Origin of the sequence: Kaistia sp. UC242_56, from assembly GCF_044452255.1 — a bacterium.
Taxonomy (GTDB): Bacteria; Pseudomonadota; Alphaproteobacteria; order Rhizobiales; family Kaistiaceae; genus Kaistia; species Kaistia defluvii_A.
The window spans coordinates 2616981-2640136 of sequence record NZ_JBIOAN010000002.1; the positions used below are offsets into that span (position 1 = coordinate 2616981).

The window sequence follows — 23156 nt, forward strand, 5'->3', positions numbered from 1 at the left end:
GAGCAGAGGGCAGATGACGGGGCAAAGGGCAGATGCGAGCGGCGTACCACGACCGGACCCCCTTCACCTCTTCCTGAGGGAGAGGTCGACGGCCGTAAGGCCGGCGGGTGAGGGGTTACGGCCTCACCGGTAAGTCTCCCGACAGCATGTTGTTCCATCCGGATGGTTCCCTAAACCCTCGCCCGGAGCTGCGCTCCGACCTTTCCCCCAGGCAGAGGTGAAGGGAAAAAAACCTCACCATCTCAACGGCACGAGCTAGTTCAGCGCGCCGACCTTGCGGGCCACATAGACGTCGCCGCGGCGCTCGGAGAAATATTCGCGGATCTGCGGGTGGCGCAGGGGCTCGTCGGAATCGTCGGCCAGCAGATTCTGCTCCGAGACATAGGCGACATATTCCGTGTCGGCGTTCTCGGCGAGCAAGTGATAGAAGGGCTGGTCCCGCGACGGCCGCGCATCGGCGGGGATCGCGTCCCACCATTCCTCGGTGTTGGAAAAGACAGGATCGACGTCGAAGATCACGCCGCGGAACGGGAAGCTCCGGTGGCGGACGATCTGTCCGATCTGGAATTTGGCTGTACGCGGCTGAACCATGGCCTGTCCACTTGTCACGGGCTGGCCAAAAGCCACGATGTCCGCGCCACGTCAACCTCCGCGAACCATTTAGCCGCCTGAGGGACTTTGCCGCCTGAGTTCAAAGATGCGGCGTAAGCCCCTGGCGCATCACCAGGCGCTTCAGCTTCGGTAGCCGGTCGATGGCGTAGAGGCCGACGCCGCGCAGGGCCTGGACCGGCAGGAAATCGGTCAGCAGCGTGCGGTTCAACGCGTCGACCGCCGTCGTCCTTGAGAGCACGTCGCCAATCCGGGCGCGATCATAGGCGGATATCGCCTCGGCGCTGCCGGGATCGGCGCGATGGTCGCGAACAACGCCTGCGAAGGCCGCGGCATCGCGCAGGCCCAGATTGAGCCCCTGCGCGCCGATCGGCGGAAACACATGCGCGGCTTCGCCGATCAGCGCGATGCGCCGGGCCGCGAAATGACGCGCCGTCTGACCGGAAAGCGGGAAGACCTGCCGGTTGCCGGCGATGGTGATCTTGCCGACGATCGAGCGGGAGCGCTGCTCGAATTCGGCCGCCAGCGCCTCGTCATCCAGCTTGGAAAGACGCTCCGCTTCGGCGGGGCTTTCGACGCAGACGATCGCCGAGCGCAGGCCCGGCATCGGCACGATGGTGAACGGGCCGGTTTCGGTGTGGAACTCGGTCGAGACGTCGTCATGCGGCCGGCTGTGCGCGATGTTCGCCACCAAGGCTGCCTGCGGATAGGACCAGCTGCGCACCGCGAGGCCGGCCGCGTCGCGGGCCTTGGAACGCCGCCCATCCGCCGCGCCGAGAAGCTTCGCCCGCACCTCGGCTCCATCCGTGGTCACGACGCGGACCGAATCCTCCGATGGCAGGATTTCCGATGCGAAGCCCGTGACGCGCTCGATGCCGGCCTGTTCGATCGCTTCATCCAGCGCGGCGATGAGCACGGCATTGGGGATGTTGTAGCCGAATGCCTCGCGCCCGACCTCATGCGCATGGAATTCGACCAGCGGCGCCCGGATCAGGCGGCGCGTCGCATCGACGATTCGCATGGTGCGAAGTGGCGCGGATTTCGCCTCCACCGACGCCCAGACGCCGGTTTCCTGCAGGATCTCAACCGAGGCGCCGAGCATGGCGACCGTCCGCTCGTCGCGCGGCGGCGCGTTGGGGGCGATCAGTGTGACCGAGGCGCCGTGGCGACGCGCCAACAGGGCGGCCACCAGCCCCGCCGGGCCACCACCGACGACGGCTACATCGCGAAGATCATCACTCATGACGGGGCCTGCGTTCTTGGATCGCCTGGGTTCGAGCGGCTGCGGACCAGCCGGACGGCCAGGGCGCCGATCGCCATTGCGACGAGGAAGATCAGTATGTCGGGCAGCGCGAAGGCGATATTGGCGATCGCCGGGCCCGGACACAAGCCGGAGAGGCCCCAGCCGACCCCGAACAGGACCGAGCCCAGCACGAGCGGGGCATCGACACGCCGGGCTGCCGGGCCAGAGAAAGTCGAGGCGGCGATCGGATGGCGGTGGCGGTGTGCGATGCGGATGGCCGCCATGCTGACCAGCACGGCCGAGGCCAGAACAAAGGCGAGGCTCGGGTCCCAGCCGCCCGTGGGGATGGCCCCGATGTCGAGGAAGGCCTTCACCTTGGCAGGATAAATCATGCCGGAAATCGCGAGGCCGAGGCCGAACAGCAGCCCCGACGCGAGGGCGCCCAGATAAAACGCGGTCGGTCGTGCGATCAAAGCCCGTGCCTCACGAGATAGACCGTGGCGATGGCCGAGAGCATGAAGACGAGCACGGCGACGATCGAGCGAGCCGAGAGGCGCGCCAGTCCGCAGACGCCATGGCCAGACGTGCACCCCCGCGCGAGCGCCGTGCCGACGCCGACGAGAAGCCCGGAGGCGGCCAGTTCGTACCGGCCGATGCCGAGGGTAGGCATGGCCGCGGAAGCGTCGGAAATCAGCCGGGGCGCGAAAGCAATGCCGAGGGCCGCGCCGAGCGGGAGCCCGACCAGGAACAGCAGCCGCCACCGAATGTCGTCGAGGCGCCCAGACAGCGCCGAGCCGAAGATCGACGAGATGCCGGCGATGCGGCCGTTGACAATCCACAGCAAGCCGGCGGCGGCGCCAATCAAGGCGCCTCCGATCGTCGCGGATATGGGCGAAAAGCCGATCATACGGATCTCCCGAGTTGCCGGCATGGTGGTCGAGGCGTCCGGGAGGGGCAATCCTGTCAGATGTCGCAGGTCACGACGCCGCAGAGGCTATTGCCAGTGAGCCGTTCTGCACGTATCGACAGTTCATGCAGCCAAAGGCGCTGGATGCGGCTCCCACCTCCTGGCGGCCGGTGCAGCAGGGGAGCCTCATGCCGACGACGAAGACTTGGGCCGTTCATCTCCTTACGGCGAGCGGTGCCGGATTCGCGATGCTGGCAGCGCTTGCCGTCATGCGCGGCGCATGGGTCGAGGCCTTCATCTGGCTCGGAGCAGCGCTGTTCGTCGATGCCGTCGACGGCCCGCTGGCGCGCGGCTTCCGTGTCGGCGAGCGCGTGCCGTGGTTCGATGGCGCGATCCTCGACATGGTCATCGACTACACGACCTATGTCTTCATTCCCGCCCTGATCCTGGCCCGTTCGGACCTGATGCCGCCTTCGCTGGCGGCGCCCGCCGGCATTCTCGTCGCCGTCATCGGCGCGTTGTATTTCGCGGATACGCGGATGAAGACGCGCGAATATGGCTTCCGCGGCTTTCCCGCTGTCTGGAACATGGTGGTGTTCGTGCTGATGGTGTTTGCGCCGTCGCCGATCTTTTCCGTTGTCGTCATCGTGGCGCTGGCGGCGCTGACCTTCTCGCCGGTCGAGTTCGTCCACCCGGTCCGGGTCAAGCGGCTGCGGCCGCTGACGCTGGCGGTGACGCTGGCCTGGTCGATCTTTTCGCTGCTCGCGGTCTTTGCCCAGCTGCGGCCGAATCAGCTCGTGCTGGCCGGCCTGGGGCTCACGACCATCTATCTGACCTTTATCGGCGCGGTGCTGCAGGCCACGCGCTTCCGCCTGCCCCAGAAAACCTAACCGAGGCGCCGCGCCAGATGAACGTCGATCTTTTCTTCCAGCCCGCCGCATGGGCCAGTTTCCTGACGCTTTCCGTCATGGAGATCGTGCTCGGCATCGACAACATCGTCTTCATCTCGGTTCTCGTCGCACGGTTGCCGGCGGAGCAGGCCAAGCGCGCCCGCCAGATCGGCCTCGGGCTGGCGCTGGTGTTCCGCATCATCCTGCTGATGGTGCTGGCTTATCTCGTCGGCCTGACCCAGCCTGTCTTCACCCTGTTCGACCACCCGTTCTCGTGGCGCGACCTCATCCTGCTCGCCGGTGGCCTGTTCCTTGTCTACAAGGCGACGCACGAGATCCATAAGGGCGTCGAGGGCGAGGGGGACGGCTCGTCCGGTCCGATCACGGCCGGCTTCGCCGCCGTGGTCTCGCAGATCATCGTCATCGACATTGTCTTCTCGGTCGATTCGATCATCACCGCGATCGGCATGGCCGAGCATCTCGAGATCATGATCGCCGCCGTCATCGTCGCGATGATCGTCATGTACATTGCCTCCGGCCCGATCTCGCACTTCATCGAGCATCACCCGACCACCAAGATGCTGGCCCTGGCCTTTCTGCTGATGATCGGCGCGGCGCTGATCGCCGACGGCATCGGCTTCCACATCCCGCGCAGCTACCTCTATGCGGCGATGGCGTTCTCGACCGTCGTGGAGGTGCTCAACGTGGTTGCGCAGCGAAACCGCAAGAAGGCGTCCTGACGGGGCGTTTTCGCCGGGATCGGCGCGATTGAATCGGTTCTAGAATCGGTTGCATGGGGTCGGAGGGGCCTGTACAAGGGATTTTCCCCTTTTTGGCGGGCGTTTTCGCCCGGATGGCGCATCCATCCACGCGGTCCCGGCTGCGTCCACCACCCAGCAACGACAGAGTCCGAAATGGGCCTTTCCTTCGCGTCCGCGCGCCCCATCATGGCGCTGTTCTTCTTCTATTCCAGCTCCATGGCGAACTGGCTGATCCGCATTCCGGACGTCCAGCACAAGCTCGGAATGGATCCGGCGACGCTGGCGATCTGCCTGCTCGGCGTGCCGATCGGCCTCGTCACCTCGATGGCGTTCTCGGGCGCCGTCGTCGAATGGCTCGGCCCGCGCCGCGCCATCAAGATCGGCTTCCCGCTGCTGCTCGTGCCGTTGCTGCTGCCGGGCTTCGCGCCCACGCCGACGCTGCTGTTCTTCGCGCTCGTGCTGGTCGGCCTCGGCATGGGCCCGCTCGAGGTCGCCCTCAACGTCACGGCCGACCGGATCGGCCGCGCCATCGGCCGCACGGTCATGTCGCGCTGCCATGCCTTCTGGAGCTTCGGCCTGATGGGCGGCAGCATCACCGGATCGCTCGCCGCCACCTACAACCTGCCGCCCGAGATCCACATGATCGTGGTCGTGGTCTGCGTATTCGTGATCGGCGAGGCGCTGGCGTCGCGCCTGCCGCATATCGAGACGGCCGAAGACGACGCGCCGAAGGTCAAGACATCCTCCTTCGTCCTGCCGTCGCCGAAGATCGTGCTGCTCTGCCTGTTCGCGTTCGGCATGCTGCTCGTCGAGGGCGGCATCATCGACTGGAGCGCCATCTATCTGCGCGACGTCTTCGGCGCCACGCCGCCGACGACCGGCTATGCGCTGACCGCCTTCAGCCTGGTCATGGCGTTTGGCCGCCTGGCCGGCGACTGGCTCTCCATGCGCTATGGCGCGGTGCAGATGGGACGCGTCTGCTGCACGGTGGCCCTGGCCGGATTGCTGGTCATGGTCTTCGCCGTCAACCCGTTCATGGTCATCGCCGGCGCGGCGGCTACCGGCTTCGGCGTCTCGATCGTCTTCCCGCTCGCCGTCACGGCGGCTGCCTCGCGCGAAGGTCCGCCCGCCGTCAACGTCGCGGCGCTGTCGTTGCTTTCCTTCTCGGGCTTCCTGCTCGGGCCGCCCATGGTCGGCTTCGTCGCCCAGTTCGGCGGCTACCGCATGGGCATGGCGACCCTGCTGCTCGCGACCCTCATGAGCCTGGTGCTTTCCGGCGAGGTGCGGCCGCGCAAGCCCGCCAGCAAGCGGATCCCGGCCGAAGACGGCGCCCGCGACACCGCCGCCGAGTCGGTATAGCCTAGACGGAAGAGGCCGGCCGCAGCGCCGGCCTCCTTCATTCCACGCCCGTGCGCCCCGCCTGTTGGACGTCCGCGCGGCGTATAGCAGAGAGCAGGAGACGGTGATGGTCGCGGCGATCGAGGTTCACGCCATCCGGGTTCATTCGCATGGCGGACCCGAGGTGCTTTCCTTCGACAAGATCGAGGTCGGCGCTCCCGGGCCCGGCCAGGTCCGCCTTCGCCACACGGCCATCGGCCTCAATTTCGTCGATACCTATTTCCGCACCGGTCTCTATCCGGCGCCCGGCCCGTTCCCCTTCGTGCTGGGCAGCGAGGGCGTCGGTGTCGTCGAGGCGGTCGGCGAGGGCGTCACCGAGTTCAAGGTCGGCGACCGTGTCGGCTATGCCGACCCGATGGGCTCCTATGCCGAGGCACGCCTGTCGCCGGCGGCCCGGCTGATCCACATTCCCGATGGCATCAGCGACCAGATCGCGGCTTCGTCCATGCTGAAGGGCATGACCGCGCGCTACCTGCTGCGCGAGACGTTCAAGGTCGGCCCGGCGCACACCATCCTCTACCACGCAGCCGCCGGTGGCGTCGGCCAGATCGCCACGCAGTGGGCCAAGGCGCTCGGCGCCACCGTGATCGGCACGGTCGGCTCGGAGGAAAAGGCGGCAATCGCCCGCAAGCTCGGCTGCGACCATGTCATCAATTACAGGACCGAGAATTTCGTCGAGCGCGTCGCGGAGATCACCGGCGGCGCCAAGGTCGACGTCGTCTACGATTCGGTCGGCAAGGACACGTTCCCGGCCTCGCTCGACTGCCTGAAGCGCCGCGGGATGTGGGTCTCGTTCGGCAACGCCTCCGGCGCGGTGCCGCCCTTCTCGATCGGCATCCTGAACCAGAAGGGCTCGCTGTTCGCGACCCGCCCGTCGCTGGGTGGATATGTCGCCGAGCGAAGCGAACTGGTCGAGACGGCGAAGGATTTGTTCGACGTCATCCTGTCGGGAAAGGTCGTCGTGGCGGAGCCGCAGACCTACAAGCTCGCCGACGCGGCAGAAGCCCAGCGCGCGCTGGAAGGCCGGCAGACGACAGGCTCGGTGGTGCTGATCCCGTAGGGCGGGATTTTCGCATCCGGCGTCGCCGATGCCTAAACGCATATGTTCGTGCCTCCTCCGCCGTCATCCCGGCGGAGGCCGGGATCCAGACGCACCGGCCTATCACCAGAAGGCCGGGTCCCAATTGCCTTGGCCCGTGGCTATGGGCCCCGGCCTTCGCCGGGGCGACGGCTCCGGTTCTGATGACTGGGCGGCGCCTCTCTCTGGGCGTCACTTTGCGCGTGGCGCCTCAGCGTGGGGAAGGCAAATTCGACAAGCCCTATTTGCCCCTCGATCCGGGCTGCTCTTCACCTCTCCCTGAGGGAGAGGTCAACGGCCGCAGGCCGGCGGGTGAGGGTTTACGGCCTCGCCGCGACTGGCTCTTCGGGCTGACGCTCTATCCGGAACGTTCCCTAAACCCTCACCCGGAGCTTCGCTCCGACCTCTCCCTCAGGGAGAGGTGAGGGCCGGTCCTGCAGGGGCGAGGCCTGCCCCGATCTGGAAGGACACCCAAACCCCTCAATACAGCCCGTCACGCGCCGCAAAGTGGCTGCTGGCGAGGTTGAAGAAGGCGGCGGGGGCGTAGCGCAGGTCGCCGCCTTTCCGGATCACCATGCCGAACCGGTTGAGCGGCAGGCCCTTGTCGGCGATCGGCCGGAACACGACCTCGCCGCTGGCCAGTTCCCGCTCGATGCCGAGCGGCGTCATGAAAGATAGATAGCGGCCGGTCTTGGCCAGTTCGAACAACATGCGGATCGAGTTCACCTCGACGAAGGAGCGCCCACGCGACGCGTCCTGGGTCAGGAACGGCTCGATCACCTCGCGGATCGACAGTCCATGTCGCGGCACCGCGAAGGCGTGCGAAAAGCAGGTGGCGAAGCTGGGCCGCATCTCCCCCGCTAGCGGGTGATCGGCCCGCATTACGGCCCCGATCGGCAGGTCGCGCCGGATGGCAATCTCGATGCCGCGATGCTGCGCCGCCAGGAAGGTGAAACCGATATCCACCTCGGAATCGACCACCATTGCGATGGCTTCCTGCGCCGAGGCCATGCGGATATCGACATGCAGGCTCGGATATTGCGCGCTGAAATCCGCGACGATGCCGGGCAGGATGGTCAAGCCGACGCTCTCCACCGTGGCGATGCGGACGGTGCCGGTCTTCAATCCAGCCAGCAGGCTCAGCTGCGACACTGCCGCCTCGAGCGGCGCCGCCAATTGCCGCGAGTGGCGGTAGAGGATCTCGCCCGCCGGCGTCAGGCGCAGCCGGCGCGACTCGCGGACAAACAGGGGCATTTCCAGCGTCTGTTCGAGATGGCCGATCTGCCGTGCCACGGCCGAGGAGGCCACATTGAGCCGGCGCGCGGTCTCGCGCATCGACAGGGTCTCGGCGACCATCGTGAAATAGATCAGCGACGGCGTATGGAACAGCCGCGCCAGGCTTGCCGGCGAGAGGGTGTTCTTGCTCTCCTGAACCATGCGGGCCGCCTTGCCATCCGTACCGCTGTTGCCTTTTCGGCAGCACCTTGCGCTTCAACTGGCAGTATCATGGACATTGGAGGCGTTCTAGCATGATGATGGGGGATGGCAGCAGGATTGCGTTGCAGTCACCGCCTGCCGCATTAAGATGCACCAAATGATCAAAAATTCCATTTGATCAAACCTTAGGCATCTCTCTATCTTCGTCCGAACCGGACGCGCGAGAAGCATTGGATACGGACCGAAATGGGTCGCCTCACCACACATGTTCTCGATACCGCCGCTGGCCGGCCCGCAGCGGGGCTGAAGATCGACCTTTTCAGGCTCGGACCGGATCCGGTCCTGCTGAAAACGGTCACGACCAATGCCGACGGCCGGGTGGACGGCGGCCCCCTTTTGGAGGGCGCGGCGCTGGAGGAGGGCAGCTACGAGCTGGTCTTCCATGCCGGTGACTATCTCCGGGGCGTGAACGAGGCCCTGCCGGCGACGCTCTTTCTCGACGTGATCCCGATCCGCTTCGGCATCGCCTCGGCAGCCGAGCACTATCATGTGCCGCTGCTGATCTCGCCTTACGGCTATTCGACCTACCGGGGCAGCTGAGCAGCATGCGCGAGACCGTCCGTTTTCTCCGCCGCGGCAAGATCGTCGAGGTCGCCAATGTCGATCCGATGATGACGCTGCTCGATCACCTGCGCCTTACCGAAGGGGCGACGGGAACCAAGGAAGGCTGCGGCGAGGGCGACTGCGGCGCCTGTACCGTCGCGATCGGCCGCCCCCGCAACGGCAAGGTCGTCTACGAGCCGGTCAATGCCTGCATCCAGCTGCTGGGCATGGTCGACGGCACAGAGATCGTGGCTGTCGAGGATCTGGCGGAAGGGGAGCAGCTCCATCCCGTCCAGGCCGCGATGGTCGACAAGCACGGCTCGCAATGCGGCTTCTGCACGCCGGGCTTCGTGATGAGCATCTTCTCGCTCTACCAGGGCACGGACGGCGCGGTCGGCCGCGACCAGATCAACGACACCATCGCCGGCAATCTCTGCCGCTGCACCGGTTACCGGCCGATCGTCGAGGCGGCGCTTGCGGCCTGCGCCACCCCGCGCGACGACAAGTTCCGCAAGGCGGCCGAGGATACGGCCGGGATCCTGAACTTCATCGCGGACGACAGCGACATCTTCATCGGCAATGACGAGCGCTTCTTCGCCGCTCCCGCCTCGGTGGATGGACTGGCCGCGCTCTACGCGCAGCATCCCGATGCGACGATTGTCGCCGGAGCCACCGATGTCGGTCTCTGGATCACCAAGCAGCTGCGCGACCTGCCCAAGATCATCCATCTCGGCCGGGTCAGGGGGCTGGACGGTGTCGAGGATACCGGCCGCGAGGTCCTGATCGGCGCGGCCGCGACCTATGCCAGCGTCGAACCCTATATGCAGGCGATCGACCCCGACCTCGGCGAACTCTTCCGCCGCATCGGCTCGAAGCAGGTGCGCGCGCGGGGAACGGTGGGCGGCAATGTCGCCAACGGCTCGCCGATCGGCGACACGCCGCCGGCGCTGATCGTGCTCGGCGCGACGATGGAACTGCGCCGCCGCGACCGCTCGCGCATCCTGCCCGTCGAGGATTTCTACATCGAATATGGCAAGCAGAACCGGGCCTCGGGCGAGTTCGTCACGGGGCTGCTGGTGCCGAAGCTGCGGCCGGACCAGATCTTCCGCTGCTACAAGGTGACCAAGCGCTTCGACCAGGACATTTCCTCGGTCATGGGCGCCTTCCGCTTCACCATCAATCCGGAAGGGATGATCACCGAGGCGCGCATCGCCTATGGTGGCATGGCCGGAACGCCGAAGCGGGCCAAGGGCGCGGAATCGGCGCTGCACGGCGCCGGCATTCGCGACACCGCCGCCTGGGCCCGGGCGTTCGAGGCGTTGCGCTCGGATTTCACGCCGCTCGACGATCATCGCGCCAGCGCGAGCTACCGGGCCGAGACGGCGCATGCGCTGCTCGGCAAGGCGTTGATCGAGGCTGCCGGGACGCCGACCTCGCGCACCCGTCTGGTCGGACGGCGGGAGGGCTTTGTCCATGCCGCTGAATAACAGGGTTTCGCCCGTGACCACCGATGCCGAACTGGCCGTCATCCGCAAGCCGCTGCCGCACGACAGCGCGCCGCGCCATGTGACCGGCGTCGCCGCCTATATCGACGATATCCGCGAGCCGGCCGGCACGCTGCATATTGCGCCCGGCTATGCGCCGATCGCGAAGGGCCGCATCACCGGCCTCGACCTCGACGCCGTGCGCGCCTTTCCGGGCGTCGTCGCGGTGCTGACGGCCGCCGACATTCCCGGCGTCAACGACGTCAGCCCCAAGCTGATCGGCGACGATCCGACGCTTGCCGTCGACGAGATCCGCTTCTACGGGCAGGTCGTGTTCGTCGTGGTGGCGAAGACGCGCGACATCGCACGCCGCGCTGCCAAGAAGGCGAAGTTCACCACCGTGGCCGAGCCGCCGGCGATCGATCTCGCCGACACGACCGACACCGTTCTGCCGGAATATTCCTTTGGCCGCGGCGATGTTGAGGCGGGCCTTGCCGCGTCGCCGCTCAAGCTGGAAGCAAGCTTCCGCATCGGCGGGCAAGAGCATTTCTATCTCGAAGGCCAGATCGCGATGGCCGTGCCAGGCGAGGCAGGCGAGATGTTCGTCTATTCCTCGACCCAACACCCAAGCGAGGTCCAGCACCTCGTCGCGCATGCGCTGCACGTGCCCTCGAGCGCCGTGACGGTCGAGATCCGCCGCATGGGCGGCGGGTTCGGCGGCAAGGAGAGCCAGGCCTCGCAATGGGCCGTGCTGGCGGCGCTCGCCGCGTTCAAGACCGGGCGGCCGTGCAAGATGCGGCTCGACCGCGACGACGACATGATCATGACCGGCAAGCGGCATGATTTCCGCGTCGATTACCGCGTCGGCGCCAGCGCCGAGGGCCTGCTGGAGACGGTCGACGTCGCGCTCAATGCGCGCTGCGGCCATTCCGAAGATCTCTCCATGGGCGTCGTCGACCGGACGATGTTCCACTCGGACAATTCGTATTTCTATCCGACCTGCCGGGTCCTCACCCGCAGAATGCGGACCAATACCGTCTCCAACACCGCTTTCCGCGGTTTTGGTGGGCCGCAGGGCATGACCTTTGCCGAGCGGATGATGGATCATGTCGCCTATACGCTCGGCAAGGATCCGCTCGAGATCCGCAAGCTGAACTTCTACCAGGGCGACCGCGACCACACCCCCTACGGCATGAAGGTCGAGGACAACCTGCTGCAGCCGCTGGTGGCACAGCTGGAGGCGAGCTCCGACTATTGGGCGCGGCGGGAGGAAATCACCGCCTTCAACGCCGAAAGCCGCATCCTGAAGAAGGGCCTGGCGCTGACACCGGTGAAGTTCGGCATCTCCTTCACGCTGATGATGCTGAACCAGGCCGGAGCGCTGCTGCATCTCTATCGCGACGGGTCGCTCAACCTGAACCATGGCGGCACCGAGATGGGGCAGGGGCTGTTCCTCAAGGTGGCGCAGGTCGTGGCCGAGGAATTCGGCGTCGACATGGGCAAGGTCGCGATAACAGCGACGCGGACCGACAAGGTGCCCAACACCTCGCCGACAGCCGCCTCGTCCGGCACCGACCTCAACGCCATGGCGGCGCTTAATGCCTGCAACATCATCAAGGACCGGCTCTACGCCTTCATCGAGGAAAAGTGGCAGGTCCGCCGCAACCAGGTGTCGTTCCGCGACAACCAGGTGATCATCGGCAACCACGTCATGAGCCTGGCGGAGCTTGCCAACGCCGCCTATGTCGAGCGCGTCCAGCTTTCGGCCTCGGGCTTCTACAAGACGCCGAAGATCGCCTGGAACCGCGACAAGGCCGAGGGACGGCCGTTCTTCTATTTCGCCTATGGCGCATCCTGCTCGGAAGTCACCATCGACACCATGACCGGCGAGATGAAGGTGGACCGGGTCGACGTGCTGCACGATGTCGGCAAGTCGCTCAATCCGGCGATCGACATCGGCCAGATCGAGGGCGGCTTCGTCCAGGGCATGGGCTGGCTGACCACGGAGGAACTGGTCTGGGACAAGCAGGGTCGCCTGCGCACGCACGCGCCCTCGACCTACAAGATCCCTGCGGCCTCGGATATTCCCGAGCATTTCCGGGTCGAACTTTTCCAGTCGGAAGGACCGCGCGAAGACACCATATTCAAGTCGAAGGCCGTCGGCGAACCGCCGCTCATGCTCGGCATTTCGGTGTTCTGCGCGATCAACAACGCGATCGCCAGCCTGAAACCGGGCGTCATGCCCGCCCTCGACGCCCCGGCGACGCCGGAAGCGATCATGCGGGCGGTGCGCGGCATGACGGCTGCTTGATGATGGCAGGATAGATCATGTTGGTCTGGCAGCGTCTCCTCCAAGCGATCGATCGTCACGGCAAGGCTGCCATGGCGACGATCGTGGAGACGCGCGGATCGGCGCCGCGCGAGGCGGGCGCGCGCATCGTCGTGCTGCCGGACGCCAGCTTTTTCGGCACGATCGGCGGTGGCACGCTGGAATGGCGCGTCATTGCCGACCTGCAGGCAGCCCTCGCCCGACCGACCCCGCATTTCTACACCAGCCAGCGCGTCGCGCTGGGGCCGGAACTCGGCCAATGTTGCGGCGGGCGCGTCGACCTGGCGCTCGAAGTGTTCGACCGCTCGCGCCGGGCCGAGATCGAGGCATTGGCCGAGGCGGAGGCGGCGGGCGTGTTCCGTACCCGCGCCACGCAGCAATCGGACGGCAAGCTGCATCGCTCGATCGATCCTGGCAGCCGGCTTGCCATCGGCTCGGCGCGCGTCGATCACGGGGTGGTGGAAGAGGGCTTTGGCGACGACAGCCGCGTCCTCTATCTCTTCGGGGCAGGGCATGTCGGCCGCGCTTTGGTGATGGCGCTGGCGCCGCTGCCGTTCCGGATCGTCTGGGTAGACCCCCGGCCGGATGCCTTTCCACAATATGTTCCGGCCAATGTGCGCTGCGAACCGGCGCAGGATACGCCGGCGGCGCTCGATGGCGCGCCGCATGACAGCTTCGTGCTGGTGATGTCGCACAGCCACGCGCTCGACCTCGCCATCGTCGCCCGGGCCTTGAAGGACCAGCGTTTTGGCTATGTCGGGCTGATCGGCAGCGAGACCAAGCGGGCCCGCTTCTCGCACCAGCTCGATCGCGCCGGGCTGGCCAAGGAGGCCATCGAACGGCTGGTTTCGCCGATCGGCGTCCCCGGCATCAAATCGAAGCTCCCCGCGGCTATTGCGGCATCCGTCGCTGCCGATCTACTTGTACGCGACGAAGCCTTGCGGCATGTGCATGCGCGGGGAAAGACGGGGCCCGCCGAACCATCGGCGCTGGCAGTGGGGGGACGCTGACGTGGATGTCATTCTGGCAGGCGCCGAGACGCCAGCGCAGAGCCGGCAGCGCCCGGATAGCCCGCCCTTGCTGCACGCAACGGCCATCACCAAGATGTTCGGCGCCTTCAAGGCCAATGACGGCATCGACCTGGCCATCCGACCCGGCGAGATCCATGCGCTGCTCGGCGAGAACGGCGCCGGCAAGTCGACGCTGGTCAAGATCCTCTATGGCGTGCTGCAGCCGACCGAGGGCCGCATCCTCTGGAAGGGGCAGCCGGTCGGCATTCCGAGCCCCTCCGCCGCGCGAAAGCTCGGCATCGGCATGGTGTTCCAGCATTTCTCGCTGTTCGAGGCGCTGACCGTCGTCGAGAACATCGCGCTGGCGCTTTCCGACCGGAAAAGCCGCTCGGCCCTGGCGCGCGAAATCGAGCAGATCTCGGTCGAATACGGCCTGCCGCTGAACCCGTCCTCGGTCGTGGCCGATCTTTCGGTCGGCGAGCGGCAGCGGGTCGAGATCGTGCGCTGCCTGCTGCAGAATCCCGAACTGATCATCATGGACGAGCCGACCTCGGTGCTGACGCCGCAGGAAGCCGATGATCTGTTCGTCACGCTCGACCGCTTGACGGCGCGCGGCTGCGCCGTGCTCTACATCAGCCATCGGCTGGAAGAGGTGAAGCGCATCTGCCACCACGCGACGATCCTGCGTCACGGCAAGGTCGTTTCCGAATGCGACCCGCAGAAGGAGACGGCGGCGAAGCTGGCGACGATGATGGTCGGCGTCGAGGTGCGCAAGCTTTCGTCCGACTTGCCGCCGCCGCAGAACACCCGCACCCGCCTTTCCGTCACGGACCTTTCACTGCCGCAGCCGCATCCCTTCGCCGTCGCGCTCAGCAATATTTCGCTTGAGGTCAAGGCCGGCGAGGTGATGGGCATCGCCGGCATCGCCGGCAACGGACAGGGCGAACTGTTCGACGCGCTTTCCGGCGAGCGAACCTGCGACCGCGCCACTTCGGTTTCGATCGACGGCAAGCCCTGCGGCGATATCGGCGTGACCGCGCGCCGCCGGCTTGGCGCCGCCTTCGTGCCGGAAGAGCGCCTGGGCCATGGCGCGGTGCCGCGCATGCGGCTTTCTGACAATGTGCTTTTGACCCGCCATTCGACCGGCGATCACCTGCTGCGCGCAGGCGTTCTGGATCCAGATGCGGCGCGGCAACTGGCCGACCGCGTCAGCCGCTCCTTCGATGTCCGCAAGGGAACGCCGGACCCGGAAGCGGGCTCGCTTTCCGGCGGCAATCTGCAGAAATTCGTCGTCGGCCGTGAGATCGATCGCCAGCCCGGCGTGCTCGTTGTCAGCCAGCCGACCTGGGGCGTCGATGCCGGCGCCGCCGCGATCATCCGCCAGGCGCTGATCGACCTTGCCCGTTCCGGCTCGGCCATTCTGGTCATCAGCCAGGATCTCGACGAGGTTCTGGAAATCGCCGACCACGTCGCGGTGATCTCCAAGGGCCATCTTTCGCCCTCGCGGCCGACCTCCGGGTTGACGCGCGAGGAAATCGGCCTGCTGATGGGCGGCATGGGCGAGCCGCTGGCGGCCGACCGGGGGGCACTACATGCGGGTTGAACTGGTCCGGCGTGGCGAGCGTTCCGCCGCCATGGCCTATCTGTCGCCATTGCTGGCGCTGCTGCTGACGTTGATCGGCGGGGCACTGATCGTGATCGTCTGGCGGCTGTCGACGGTCGACCTGTCGAACCCGGCATCGGGCGGCTTCTTCGGCGCGCTGCAACAGGGCTTTGTCGATTACGGCCGCTTCCTCTATGTCTTCTTCATCGAGCCGCTGACTGAGCTCTGGTCGCTGGAGGAACTGGTCGCCAAGGCCACGCCGATCATCCTCGTCGCGATCGGCCTGTCGCTCTGCTACCTCTCCAACACTTGGAACATCGGCGCCGAAGGCCAGATCGCCGTGGGCGCGATCACCGGCTCGTTCCTGCCGATCTTCTTTCCCGACTGGCACGGCCCCTTCATGCTGCCGGCCATGCTCATCCTCGGCATGCTGGGCGGCATGGCCTATGCCGCGATTCCCGCGCTGCTCAAGATCCGCTTCGGCACCAACGAGATCCTGACCAGCCTCATGCTGGTCTATGTCGCGCAGCTCTTCCTCGACTATCTGGCGCGCGGACCCTGGCGTAACCCGGAAGGCCACAACTTCCCGGATAGCCGCGCCTTCGATGGCGGCCAGGTCCTGCCGACCCTGTTCGACACCAACATCCGCATCAGCCTGATCTTCGTCTTCATCGCGGCCTTCGCCGCCTGGTTCCTGATGCGCTGGACCAAGATGGGCTTCCAGATCAAGGTGCTGGGCCAGGCGCCGCGGGCAGGGGCCTTTGCCGGCTTCAGCCAGAACCGCATGGTGCTGATGACCTTCCTGATCTCGGGCGCCCTGGCGGGCCTTGCCGGCATCTGCGAGGTCGCCGGGCCGGTCGGCCAGCTCCGCACCTCGGTTTCGCCCGGCTATGGCTTCACGGCCATCATCGTCGCATTCCTCGGGCGGTTGAACCCGATCGGCGCGATCTTTGCCGGCTTCCTGCTGGCGCTCTCCTATCTCGGCGGCGAGGGCGCACAGATCGCGCTCGGCATGTCCGACCAGACGACGCGGGTGTTCCAGGGCATGCTGCTGTTCTTCGTGCTAGCCTGCGACAGCTTCATTTTCTACCGGCTGCAGATCGTTCGAACCCCGACCCTCCAGACCGGCACGGTGACGTCATGACCGCGCTCATGCTGGAAGGCATCCTGCTCACCATCATCACCGCCGCGACGCCGCTGCTGTTTGCCTCGATCGGCGAACTGGTGACCGAGCGCTCGGGCGTGCTCAATCTCGGCGTCGAAGGCATGATGGCGATGGGCGCCGTCATCGGCTTCGCCGTGGCGCATTCGACCGGCAATATCGCGCTCGGCGTTGTCGGCGCGATCCTCGCCGGCATGGCGATGGCGGCTTTGTTCGGCGTGGTGACGCTGATCTTCGTAGCCAACCAGGTGGCATCGGGACTGGCTCTGACCCTGTTCGGCCTCGGCCTTTCCGGGCTGATCGGCGACGCCTTTGTCGGCGTGCCCGGCGCCGGCCTTGCCCGTGTCTCGATCCCGGGCCTGAGCGACCTGCCGGTCGTCGGCCTGCTGTTCCGGCTCGATCCGCTCACCTATCTCGCCGTCGCGATCACCATCGCCGTATCGTGGTTCCTGTTCCGCATGCGCGGCGGGCTGATCCTGCGAGCCGTCGGCGATAGCCATGTCTCGGCGCACGCGCTGGGCTACAGCGTCATCCGCGTGCGCTTCATGGCGGTGCTGTTCGGCGGCGCCTGCTCGGGCCTCGCGGGGGCCTATCTCTCGCTCGTCTACACGCCGCAATGGACGCAGGCGATGACGGCGGGGCGCGGCTGGATCGCGCTGGCGCTTGTCGTGTTCGGCACCTGGCTGCCGGGACGCGTCGCGATCGGTGCCCTGCTGTTCGGTGGCGTCAGCATCCTGCAGCTGCATGCCCAGGCGCTCGGCGTCGGCGTGCCGTCGCAGTTCCTGTCGGCGCTGCCCTATCTCACCACCGTCATCGTGCTGGTGATCATTTCGCGCAACCGCGCGCTCGTCCGGGCCAATACGCCGGCGGCGCTCGGTCAATCTTTCGTTCCCGACCGCTAGGGAACGCTTGTCCGGGACATGCCGCAGCGATCCGCGGTGAAATCCTGAATGGAGTGGATCGCAAATGGTGAAGGCCAGAGGGAAGCAGGCAATGAAGAAAATTCTCGCCACCGCGACGGCAATCGTCGCACTCGCCGTCGGCATCGGCTCCGCCAATGCGGCCGACAAGCTGAAGGCTTGCTGGATGTATGTCGGCCCGCACAATGACGGCGGCTACAGCGAAGGCCACGATGTCGGCCGCCAGATGGTCCAGAAGGAACTCGGCGACAAGGTCGAGACCTCCTATGTCGAAAGCATCGCCGAAGGTCCGGACGCCGAGCGCGCGCTCGAGCGCCTCGCCCGCTCCGGCTGCGAGATCATCTTCTCGACCTCGTTCGGCTTCATGGACCCGACCATCAAGGTCGCCGCCAAGTTCCCGAAGGTGAAGTTCGAGCACGCCACCGGCTTCAAGACCGCGCCGAATGTCGGCACCTACAATGCGCGCTTCTATGAAGGCCGCTACATCGCCGGCCAGATCGCGGCCAAGCAGTCGAAGTCCGGCGTCGCCGGCTACATCGTCTCCTTCCCGATCCCCGAAGTCGTGATGGGCATCAACTCCTTCATGCTCGGCGCGCAGTCGATCAACCCCGACTTCAAGCTGAAGATCGTCTGGGTCAATTCGTGGTTCGACCCCGCCAAGGAAGCCGACGCCGCCAAGGCGCTGTTCGACCAGGGCGCCGACATCATCACCCAGCACACCGACTCGCCGGCGCCGCTGCAGATCGCCCAGGAGCGCGGCCTGCATGGCTTCGGCCAGGCCCACAACATGTACGACTTCGCGCCCAAGGCGCAGTACACGGCCATCATCGACACCTGGGGTCCGTATTACGTGAAGCGCGTCAACGCGGTTCTCGACGGCAGCTGGAAGGCCGAGCAGATCTGGGACGGCCTGAAGGATGGCATCCTGCACATGGCCGATTACACCAACCTGCCGGATGATGTCGTCGCCTCGGCCAAGGACACTCAGGCCAAGATCGAAGCCGGCACGCTGCATCCCTTCAAGGGCCCGATCTTCAAGCAGGACGGCACCGAAGTGATCGGCGAGGGCAAGACCCTCGACGACGGCACGCTGCTCAGCATGAACTGGTACGTCAAGGGCATCGACGACAAGCTGCCGCAGTAAGCGGCCACGACATCTCCCGGACGCAGCCAGCCGGCCGCGTCCGGGAATACCCAGCCAGCAGCGAGCGCCTTCCACACCAGCCGGATCCGTTCCGGGCTGGGCCTCCGGAAAGCGCCTTCTCGGAACCGGCACCTGCGCGCCCACACGCAACCGGCACCTCAACGAGACCGAACCCCGCCCAATGTCCGCATTCGTCGTCGATTGGCTGAACCTCCTGATCCGCTGGGCCCATATGATCGTGGGCATCGGCTGGATCGGCACGTCCTTCTATTTCATCGGGCTCGATCTCTCGCTGAAGAAGCGCGAGCAGATGAAGGAGGGTGTGTATGGCACGGCCTGGGAAGTGCATGGCGGCGGCTTCTATCACGTCGAGAAATACCTGGTCGCGCCGCCGGCGCTGCCTTCCGACCTGATCTGGTTCAAGTGGGAAGCCTATCTCACCTGGGTGACCGGCTTCCTGCTGCTGACGGTCCAGTATTACTGGAACGCCAATACCTTCCTGATCGACAAGTCGATCCTGCCGATGCTGCCCTCGCAGGCGATCGTGATTTCGATCCTCTCGCTCGTCGGCGGCTGGGTCATCTACGACCAGCTCTGCAAGTCGATCATCGGGCGCTACACCCCGCTGCTCGCGGTCTGCCTGTTCGTGCTGATCGTCGGCGCGGCCTACATGTTCACCCATGTCTATTCCGGTCGTGGCGCGCTGATCCATGTCGGCGCCTTCATCGGCACGATCATGGCGGTCAACGTGTTCGGCGTGATCATCCCGAACCAGAAGAAGATCGTCGCCTCGCTGCTGAAGCACGAGAAGCCGGACCCGCGCCTCGGCGCCATCGGCAAGCAACGCTCGGTGCACAACAACTACCTGACACTGCCCGTGCTGCTGATGATGGTCTCCAACCATTATCCGATGCTCTCCAGCCATCCGCAGAGCTGGATCCTCGTCGCCTTCGTGCTGCTACTCGGCGGATCGATCCGCCATTTCCTCAACCGGCACGAGGCGCATGATCCGTTCCGCAAGTTCGCCTGGACGATTCCCGCCGCGGCAGTCGCCTTCGGCGTGCTCCTTGTGATGACGGCGCCGCGCCCGGTCGAGATCGACCCGAGCCTGACCGTGTCGGATGCCGACGTGCTGACCCTGACGGCCAAGCATTGCGCCATGTGCCATGCCGCCAAGCCGACGCATGACGGCTTCGAGGCGCCGCCCAAGGGCGTAATCCTGACCTCGACGGATCAGCTTGCCGCGCACAAGGAACAGGTCATGGCCCAGGCCGTGAACGGCACCGCCATGCCGCTCGGCAATGAACACGGCATGACGATGGAAGACCGCAAGAGGCTTGGCGCGTGGCTGCAAAGCCATTAGACAAGCCCAACTCCTTTCCTGAAACCGGGATGAAATGTCGACCCAAACGCTGACGCTCGCCGCGGTCAACCGCATGGATGCAGATGCCTTCGTGGCGGGCTTTGGCGATATCGCCGAACACTCGCCTTGGGTGGCGACGGTGGCGGAGAGGGCAAGGCCCTATACCGACCGGGCGGCGATGGTGGCCGCCTTTGCCGAGGCAGTCGCCGCAGCGGAGCCCGATGCGCAGCTGGCGCTTCTGCGCGAGCATCCGGACCTCGCCGGTCGCGCCGCGATCGCGGGCGAACTGGCGCCCGAATCCCGCAACGAGCAGGCCGGCGCCGGACTCGACCGGATGAGCGCCGACGAATATGCGCGCTTCTCCCGTCTTAACGGCGCCTATCGCGAGCGGCACGGCATCCCCTTCATCCTCGCCGTCAAGGGCGCGACCAAGGACCAGGTGCTCGAAGCCTTCGAGGCGCGCCTCGACAACCCGGTCGAGGCCGAGCGCGCCACCGCCCTGGCCCAGGTCCAGCGGATCATCCGCTTCCGCCTCGAGGACCGCGTCGCGTCATGACCCCGGTTGCGACCGCCCGAGCGCTGGGCGAGAAGGCGCAGCGCATGATCGATGCGCTGACCGCAATCTCCGCCAGCCCCGACCATCTGACCCGTCTCTATCTGACGCCGGAGCACAAGCGCGCCGCCGAATTGGTCGGCGAGTGGATGCGCGAGGCCGGCCTTTCGACGCGGCTCGACGCCGCCGGCACCATGCGCGGATCGATGCCGCCGGGGCGGGCGGGGCGCAGCGGCAACAAGGCGCTGCTGATCGGCTCGCATATCGACACCGTCATCAATGCCGGCCGCTATGACGGCAATCTCGGCGTCGTCGTCGGCATATTGGCGGTGGAGACGCTGAAGGCGCGGGGCGTCGCCTTGCCGTTCGGCATCGACATCCTGGCGTTTGGCGACGAGGAGGGCGTCCGCTTCCCCGTGACGCTGACCACCTCCGCCGTGACGGCCGGCGTGTTCGATCCCAAGGCGCTCGACATCACCGACGATGCCGATATCACCCTGCGCGATGCGCTGATCGCCTTTGGCGGCGACCCGGCTCGGCTGAAGGACGAGGCCTATCAGCGCCCCTCCGTGCTCGGCTATCTGGAAGTGCATATCGAGCAGGGACCGGTGCTGGAACGGGCGCAGGAACCGCTCGGCGTCGTCACCGCCATCGCCAGCCAGAGCCGCCATCGCATCCGCATCAAGGGCGAGGCCGGCCATGCCGGCACCGTGCCGATGAACATGCGCCACGACGCGCTGGCCGCGGCGGCGGAGATCATCCTGGCGATCGAAGCAATCGCCAAAAAGGACAAGAAGAATTCGCTGGTCGCGACCGTCGGCCATGTCGAGGTGACGCCGGGCGCGTCCAACGTCATTCCCGCCGATGTCCGCTTCTCGCTCGATGTCCGCGCCGCCAACGATCGCGCGCGGCAGGAAGCGGTCGAAGCGATCACGCTGGTCGCGCGAAAGGTCGACAGGACCCGCCATGTCGTGGTTGGCGTCGAGACCATGCTGGAAAAGCCGGTCGCGACCTGCGGCGTGCGGCTCCAGAAGGCGATCGGCAAGGCCGTCACGACGGTGCAGGGCGAACCGGCGCGGAGCCTGATGTCCGGCGCCGGGCATGACGGCCAGTCCATGGCGCATCTCGGCGAATTCGGCATGATCTTCGTGCGCTGCCGCGCCGGCATCAGCCACAACCCGGCCGAGTTCGTCACCATCGACGACATGGGCCTCGCAGTGGAGGCCCTGGTCGAGACCATCCTCGAACTGGCACGACAGGAAGAACAGCCATGATCCGGGACGCCGTCGCCGCCAACTGGGAGCGCGAGGTCGCGTTCCTGAAGGCGATGATCCAGGTGCCGAGCGACAATCCGCCGGGAAACTGCGCACCCCATGCCGAAGCGGCGGCGGCCGAACTGGAGGCGCTCGGCTTCACCGTCGAGCAGCACCCCGTGCCGGAGCCCTATGTGCGCCAGCACGGCATGAAGAGCGTCACCAACCTGATCGTCCGCAAGACCTTCGGCAGCGGGCAGGGGCCCGTCATCGCCCTCAACGCCCATGGCGATGTCGTGCCGCCGGGCGGCGGCTGGACCAGCGATCCCTATGGGGCCGAAGAGCGCAACGGCGCGATCTACGGCCGGGGCGCGGCAGTATCGAAATCCGATTTCGCGACCTATGCCTTCGCGCTGCTGGCGCTGGAACAATCGGCGAAACCGCTCGATGGCGGCGTCGAACTGCATCTGACCTATGACGAAGAGACGGGCGGCTTCGTCGGGCCGCAATGGCTGCTGGCGCACGATCTCTCGAAGGCGACCCACGCCATTTCGGCCGGATTCTCCTATGCGATAACCACAGCCCATAATGGCGCGCTGCATCTCGAAGTCGTGGTGCGCGGCCGCCAGGCGCATGCCGCGATGCCATCGTCCGGCGTCGATGCGCTGGAGGCGGCAACGCCGATCCTCGCCGCCATCTATGCCGAGCGCCGGCGCCTACTAGAGCGGGTTTCGACCGAACGCGGCATCGGTTCGCCGCAGATCACGGTTGGCCTGATTTCGGGCGGCATCAACACCAATGTCGTACCGGACCGGATCGCCTTCCGCATCGATCGTCGCCTGATCCCGGAAGAGCAGGGCGAGGCCGTCGAGGCGGAACTGATCCAACTGATCGAGGCCGCAACGCCGGATATGGCCGGCGTCGAGGTCGAATGCCGCCGGATCATGCTGGCGGAGCCGCTGCGGCCTCTGCCGGGCGTCGAACGGCTCGTCCAGGCCGTGCAGGGGCCAGCGAAGGCCGTATTGGGTCTCTCGATCGAGGCGACCGGGGTGCCGCTCTATACCGACGCCCGCCATTATGCGGCGGCCGGCATTCCGACCATCCTCTACGGCGCCGGTCCGCGATCGATCCTGGAGGCACGAGCGCATTCGACCGACGAGCACATTCAGCTGTCGGACCTGCGCGCCGCCACCGAGATCGTCGCCCTGGCGCTGGAACACCTGCTGTCCGCGTGAGCGGCGTTCAGCCACCTCTCCCATTGGGAGGCTTTCGCATTGCTCGGCGATGACGATACGAACGCCCGCGCGGATGCGCTCGTCGCCCCGGCGAAGGTCGGGGCCCATGAACACCGGCCCAGCAAGACTTCGCCCGTTCGACGAGGGCGGTGGGTATGGATTCCGGCCTACGCC

General features: G+C 66.3%; 21 protein-coding genes. 16 read left to right on the forward strand and 5 right to left on the reverse strand.

The window, feature by feature from the left end:
* Nucleotides 1–255: 255 nt before the first annotated feature.
* The 4 genes from hspQ to ACHMWQ_RS15030 all read right to left on the reverse strand — a co-directional run bounded on the left by hspQ (nt 256) and on the right by ACHMWQ_RS15030 (nt 2759).
* Complete coding sequence (gene hspQ, locus ACHMWQ_RS15015; protein WP_354549137.1) at nt 256–591, reverse strand: heat shock protein HspQ; 336 nt, start codon at nt 589–591, stop codon at nt 256–258.
* A gap of 100 nt (nt 592–691) precedes the next feature.
* Nucleotides 692–1852: a UbiH/UbiF family hydroxylase gene (locus tag ACHMWQ_RS15020; protein ID WP_396308069.1), complete on the reverse strand. Its 1161-nt coding sequence runs from the start codon at nt 1850–1852 to the stop codon at nt 692–694.
* Nucleotides 1849–2325: a DUF6691 family protein gene (locus tag ACHMWQ_RS15025; protein WP_396308070.1), complete on the reverse strand. Its 477-nt coding sequence runs from the start codon at nt 2323–2325 to the stop codon at nt 1849–1851. The genes ACHMWQ_RS15020 and ACHMWQ_RS15025 overlap by 4 nt, the downstream gene beginning before the upstream one ends.
* On the reverse strand, nt 2322–2759 hold the full coding sequence (locus ACHMWQ_RS15030; protein WP_396308071.1) for a YeeE/YedE family protein: 438 nt from the start codon (nt 2757–2759) through the stop codon (nt 2322–2324). Before ACHMWQ_RS15030 ends, ACHMWQ_RS15025 begins: the two co-directional genes overlap by 4 nt.
* Before the next feature lie 188 nt (nt 2760–2947).
* Between ACHMWQ_RS15030 and ACHMWQ_RS15035 the strand changes: the two genes are divergently transcribed.
* The 4 genes from ACHMWQ_RS15035 (at nt 2948) to ACHMWQ_RS15050 (ending at nt 6868) form a co-directional block, all read left to right on the forward strand.
* Nucleotides 2948–3649: a phosphatidylcholine/phosphatidylserine synthase gene (locus tag ACHMWQ_RS15035; RefSeq protein WP_354549144.1), complete on the forward strand. Its 702-nt coding sequence runs from the start codon at nt 2948–2950 to the stop codon at nt 3647–3649.
* 17 nt (nt 3650–3666) lie between these two features.
* Complete coding sequence (locus ACHMWQ_RS15040) at nt 3667–4389, forward strand: TerC family protein (RefSeq protein WP_396308072.1); 723 nt, start codon at nt 3667–3669, stop codon at nt 4387–4389.
* 174 nt (nt 4390–4563) lie between these two features.
* Entirely contained in the window at nt 4564–5769 is a 1206-nt protein-coding gene (locus tag ACHMWQ_RS15045) for an MFS transporter (RefSeq protein ID WP_396308073.1), read from the forward strand.
* 106 nt (nt 5770–5875) lie between these two features.
* The gene (locus tag ACHMWQ_RS15050) at nt 5876–6868 is read left to right on the forward strand and encodes a quinone oxidoreductase family protein (RefSeq protein ID WP_396308074.1); all 993 of its coding nucleotides are present in this window, start codon (nt 5876–5878) and stop codon (nt 6866–6868) included.
* Between the two features lie 498 nt (nt 6869–7366).
* On the opposite strand, the gene ACHMWQ_RS15055 is transcribed toward ACHMWQ_RS15050, so the two are convergent.
* Entirely contained in the window at nt 7367–8323 is a 957-nt protein-coding gene (locus ACHMWQ_RS15055; RefSeq protein WP_396308075.1) for a LysR family transcriptional regulator, read from the reverse strand.
* A 246-nt stretch (nt 8324–8569) separates the two neighbouring features.
* On the opposite strand from ACHMWQ_RS15055, the gene uraH reads away from it, so the two are divergent.
* The 12 genes from uraH to ACHMWQ_RS15115 all read left to right on the forward strand — a co-directional run bounded on the left by uraH (nt 8570) and on the right by ACHMWQ_RS15115 (nt 22982).
* A complete protein-coding gene (gene uraH / locus ACHMWQ_RS15060) occupies nt 8570–8923 on the forward strand; it encodes a hydroxyisourate hydrolase (protein WP_396308076.1) in 354 nt (117 codons plus the stop codon).
* A gap of 5 nt (nt 8924–8928) precedes the next feature.
* Nucleotides 8929–10413, forward strand: coding sequence for a xanthine dehydrogenase small subunit (xdhA, locus tag ACHMWQ_RS15065; protein ID WP_396308077.1), 1485 nt, complete (start codon nt 8929–8931; stop codon nt 10411–10413).
* A complete protein-coding gene (gene xdhB / locus ACHMWQ_RS15070) occupies nt 10400–12721 on the forward strand; it encodes a xanthine dehydrogenase molybdopterin binding subunit (protein ID WP_396308078.1) in 2322 nt (773 codons plus the stop codon). The genes xdhA and xdhB overlap by 14 nt, the downstream gene beginning before the upstream one ends.
* 17 nt (nt 12722–12738) lie before the next feature.
* On the forward strand, nt 12739–13749 hold the full coding sequence (gene xdhC, locus ACHMWQ_RS15075) for a xanthine dehydrogenase accessory protein XdhC (RefSeq protein WP_396308079.1): 1011 nt from the start codon (nt 12739–12741) through the stop codon (nt 13747–13749).
* A gap of 94 nt (nt 13750–13843) precedes the next feature.
* Nucleotides 13844–15352: an ABC transporter ATP-binding protein gene (locus ACHMWQ_RS15080; RefSeq protein WP_396309452.1), complete on the forward strand. Its 1509-nt coding sequence runs from the start codon at nt 13844–13846 to the stop codon at nt 15350–15352.
* Nucleotides 15342–16496, forward strand: a complete 1155-nt coding sequence (locus ACHMWQ_RS15085) for an ABC transporter permease (RefSeq protein ID WP_354549159.1) — start codon at nt 15342–15344, stop codon at nt 16494–16496. The genes ACHMWQ_RS15080 and ACHMWQ_RS15085 overlap by 11 nt, the downstream gene beginning before the upstream one ends.
* An 8-nt stretch (nt 16497–16504) precedes the next feature.
* Nucleotides 16505–17416, forward strand: a complete 912-nt coding sequence (locus ACHMWQ_RS15090) for an ABC transporter permease (RefSeq protein WP_396309453.1) — start codon at nt 16505–16507, stop codon at nt 17414–17416.
* A 91-nt stretch (nt 17417–17507) separates the two neighbouring features.
* Entirely contained in the window at nt 17508–18578 is a 1071-nt protein-coding gene (locus tag ACHMWQ_RS15095; protein WP_396308080.1) for a BMP family ABC transporter substrate-binding protein, read from the forward strand.
* 181 nt (nt 18579–18759) lie between these two features.
* Entirely contained in the window at nt 18760–19941 is a 1182-nt protein-coding gene (locus ACHMWQ_RS15100; RefSeq protein ID WP_396308081.1) for a urate hydroxylase PuuD, read from the forward strand.
* 34 nt (nt 19942–19975) lie between these two features.
* Nucleotides 19976–20497 carry a 2-oxo-4-hydroxy-4-carboxy-5-ureidoimidazoline decarboxylase gene (gene uraD / locus ACHMWQ_RS15105; protein WP_396308082.1) on the forward strand — a complete coding sequence of 174 codons (522 nt, stop codon included), beginning with the start codon at nt 19976–19978 and terminating at the stop codon, nt 20495–20497.
* The gene (locus ACHMWQ_RS15110; RefSeq protein ID WP_396308083.1) at nt 20494–21768 is read left to right on the forward strand and encodes an allantoate amidohydrolase; all 1275 of its coding nucleotides are present in this window, start codon (nt 20494–20496) and stop codon (nt 21766–21768) included. The genes uraD and ACHMWQ_RS15110 overlap by 4 nt, the downstream gene beginning before the upstream one ends.
* Entirely contained in the window at nt 21765–22982 is a 1218-nt protein-coding gene (locus tag ACHMWQ_RS15115) for an ArgE/DapE family deacylase (protein ID WP_396308084.1), read from the forward strand. Before ACHMWQ_RS15110 ends, ACHMWQ_RS15115 begins: the two co-directional genes overlap by 4 nt.
* Nucleotides 22983–23156 lie beyond the last annotated feature (174 nt).

What these genes read in the sequence shown, in the direction of transcription:
- hspQ (WP_354549137.1), bottom strand. Translation starts at nt 591, where the DNA reads ATGGTTCAGCCGCGTACAGCCAAATTCCAGATCGGACAGATCGTCCGC.
- ACHMWQ_RS15020 (WP_396308069.1), bottom strand. Translation starts at nt 1,852, where the DNA reads ATGAGTGATGATCTTCGCGATGTAGCCGTCGTCGGTGGTGGCCCGGCG.
- ACHMWQ_RS15030 (WP_396308071.1), bottom strand. Translation starts at nt 2,759, where the DNA reads ATGATCGGCTTTTCGCCCATATCCGCGACGATCGGAGGCGCCTTGATT.
- ACHMWQ_RS15035 (WP_354549144.1), top strand. Translation starts at nt 2,948, where the DNA reads ATGCCGACGACGAAGACTTGGGCCGTTCATCTCCTTACGGCGAGCGGT.
- ACHMWQ_RS15040 (WP_396308072.1), top strand. Translation starts at nt 3,667, where the DNA reads ATGAACGTCGATCTTTTCTTCCAGCCCGCCGCATGGGCCAGTTTCCTG.
- ACHMWQ_RS15045 (WP_396308073.1), top strand. Translation starts at nt 4,564, where the DNA reads ATGGGCCTTTCCTTCGCGTCCGCGCGCCCCATCATGGCGCTGTTCTTC.
- ACHMWQ_RS15050 (WP_396308074.1), top strand. Translation starts at nt 5,876, where the DNA reads ATGGTCGCGGCGATCGAGGTTCACGCCATCCGGGTTCATTCGCATGGC.
- ACHMWQ_RS15055 (WP_396308075.1), bottom strand. Translation starts at nt 8,323, where the DNA reads ATGGTTCAGGAGAGCAAGAACACCCTCTCGCCGGCAAGCCTGGCGCGG.
- uraH (WP_396308076.1), top strand. Translation starts at nt 8,570, where the DNA reads ATGGGTCGCCTCACCACACATGTTCTCGATACCGCCGCTGGCCGGCCC.
- xdhA (WP_396308077.1), top strand. Translation starts at nt 8,929, where the DNA reads ATGCGCGAGACCGTCCGTTTTCTCCGCCGCGGCAAGATCGTCGAGGTC.
- xdhB (WP_396308078.1), top strand. Translation starts at nt 10,400, where the DNA reads ATGCCGCTGAATAACAGGGTTTCGCCCGTGACCACCGATGCCGAACTG.
- xdhC (WP_396308079.1), top strand. Translation starts at nt 12,739, where the DNA reads ATGTTGGTCTGGCAGCGTCTCCTCCAAGCGATCGATCGTCACGGCAAG.
- ACHMWQ_RS15080 (WP_396309452.1), top strand. Translation starts at nt 13,844, where the DNA reads ATGTTCGGCGCCTTCAAGGCCAATGACGGCATCGACCTGGCCATCCGA.
- ACHMWQ_RS15085 (WP_354549159.1), top strand. Translation starts at nt 15,342, where the DNA reads ATGCGGGTTGAACTGGTCCGGCGTGGCGAGCGTTCCGCCGCCATGGCC.
- ACHMWQ_RS15090 (WP_396309453.1), top strand. Translation starts at nt 16,505, where the DNA reads ATGCTGGAAGGCATCCTGCTCACCATCATCACCGCCGCGACGCCGCTG.
- ACHMWQ_RS15095 (WP_396308080.1), top strand. Translation starts at nt 17,508, where the DNA reads ATGAAGAAAATTCTCGCCACCGCGACGGCAATCGTCGCACTCGCCGTC.
- ACHMWQ_RS15100 (WP_396308081.1), top strand. Translation starts at nt 18,760, where the DNA reads ATGTCCGCATTCGTCGTCGATTGGCTGAACCTCCTGATCCGCTGGGCC.
- uraD (WP_396308082.1), top strand. Translation starts at nt 19,976, where the DNA reads ATGTCGACCCAAACGCTGACGCTCGCCGCGGTCAACCGCATGGATGCA.
- ACHMWQ_RS15110 (WP_396308083.1), top strand. Translation starts at nt 20,494, where the DNA reads ATGACCCCGGTTGCGACCGCCCGAGCGCTGGGCGAGAAGGCGCAGCGC.
- ACHMWQ_RS15115 (WP_396308084.1), top strand. Translation starts at nt 21,765, where the DNA reads ATGATCCGGGACGCCGTCGCCGCCAACTGGGAGCGCGAGGTCGCGTTC.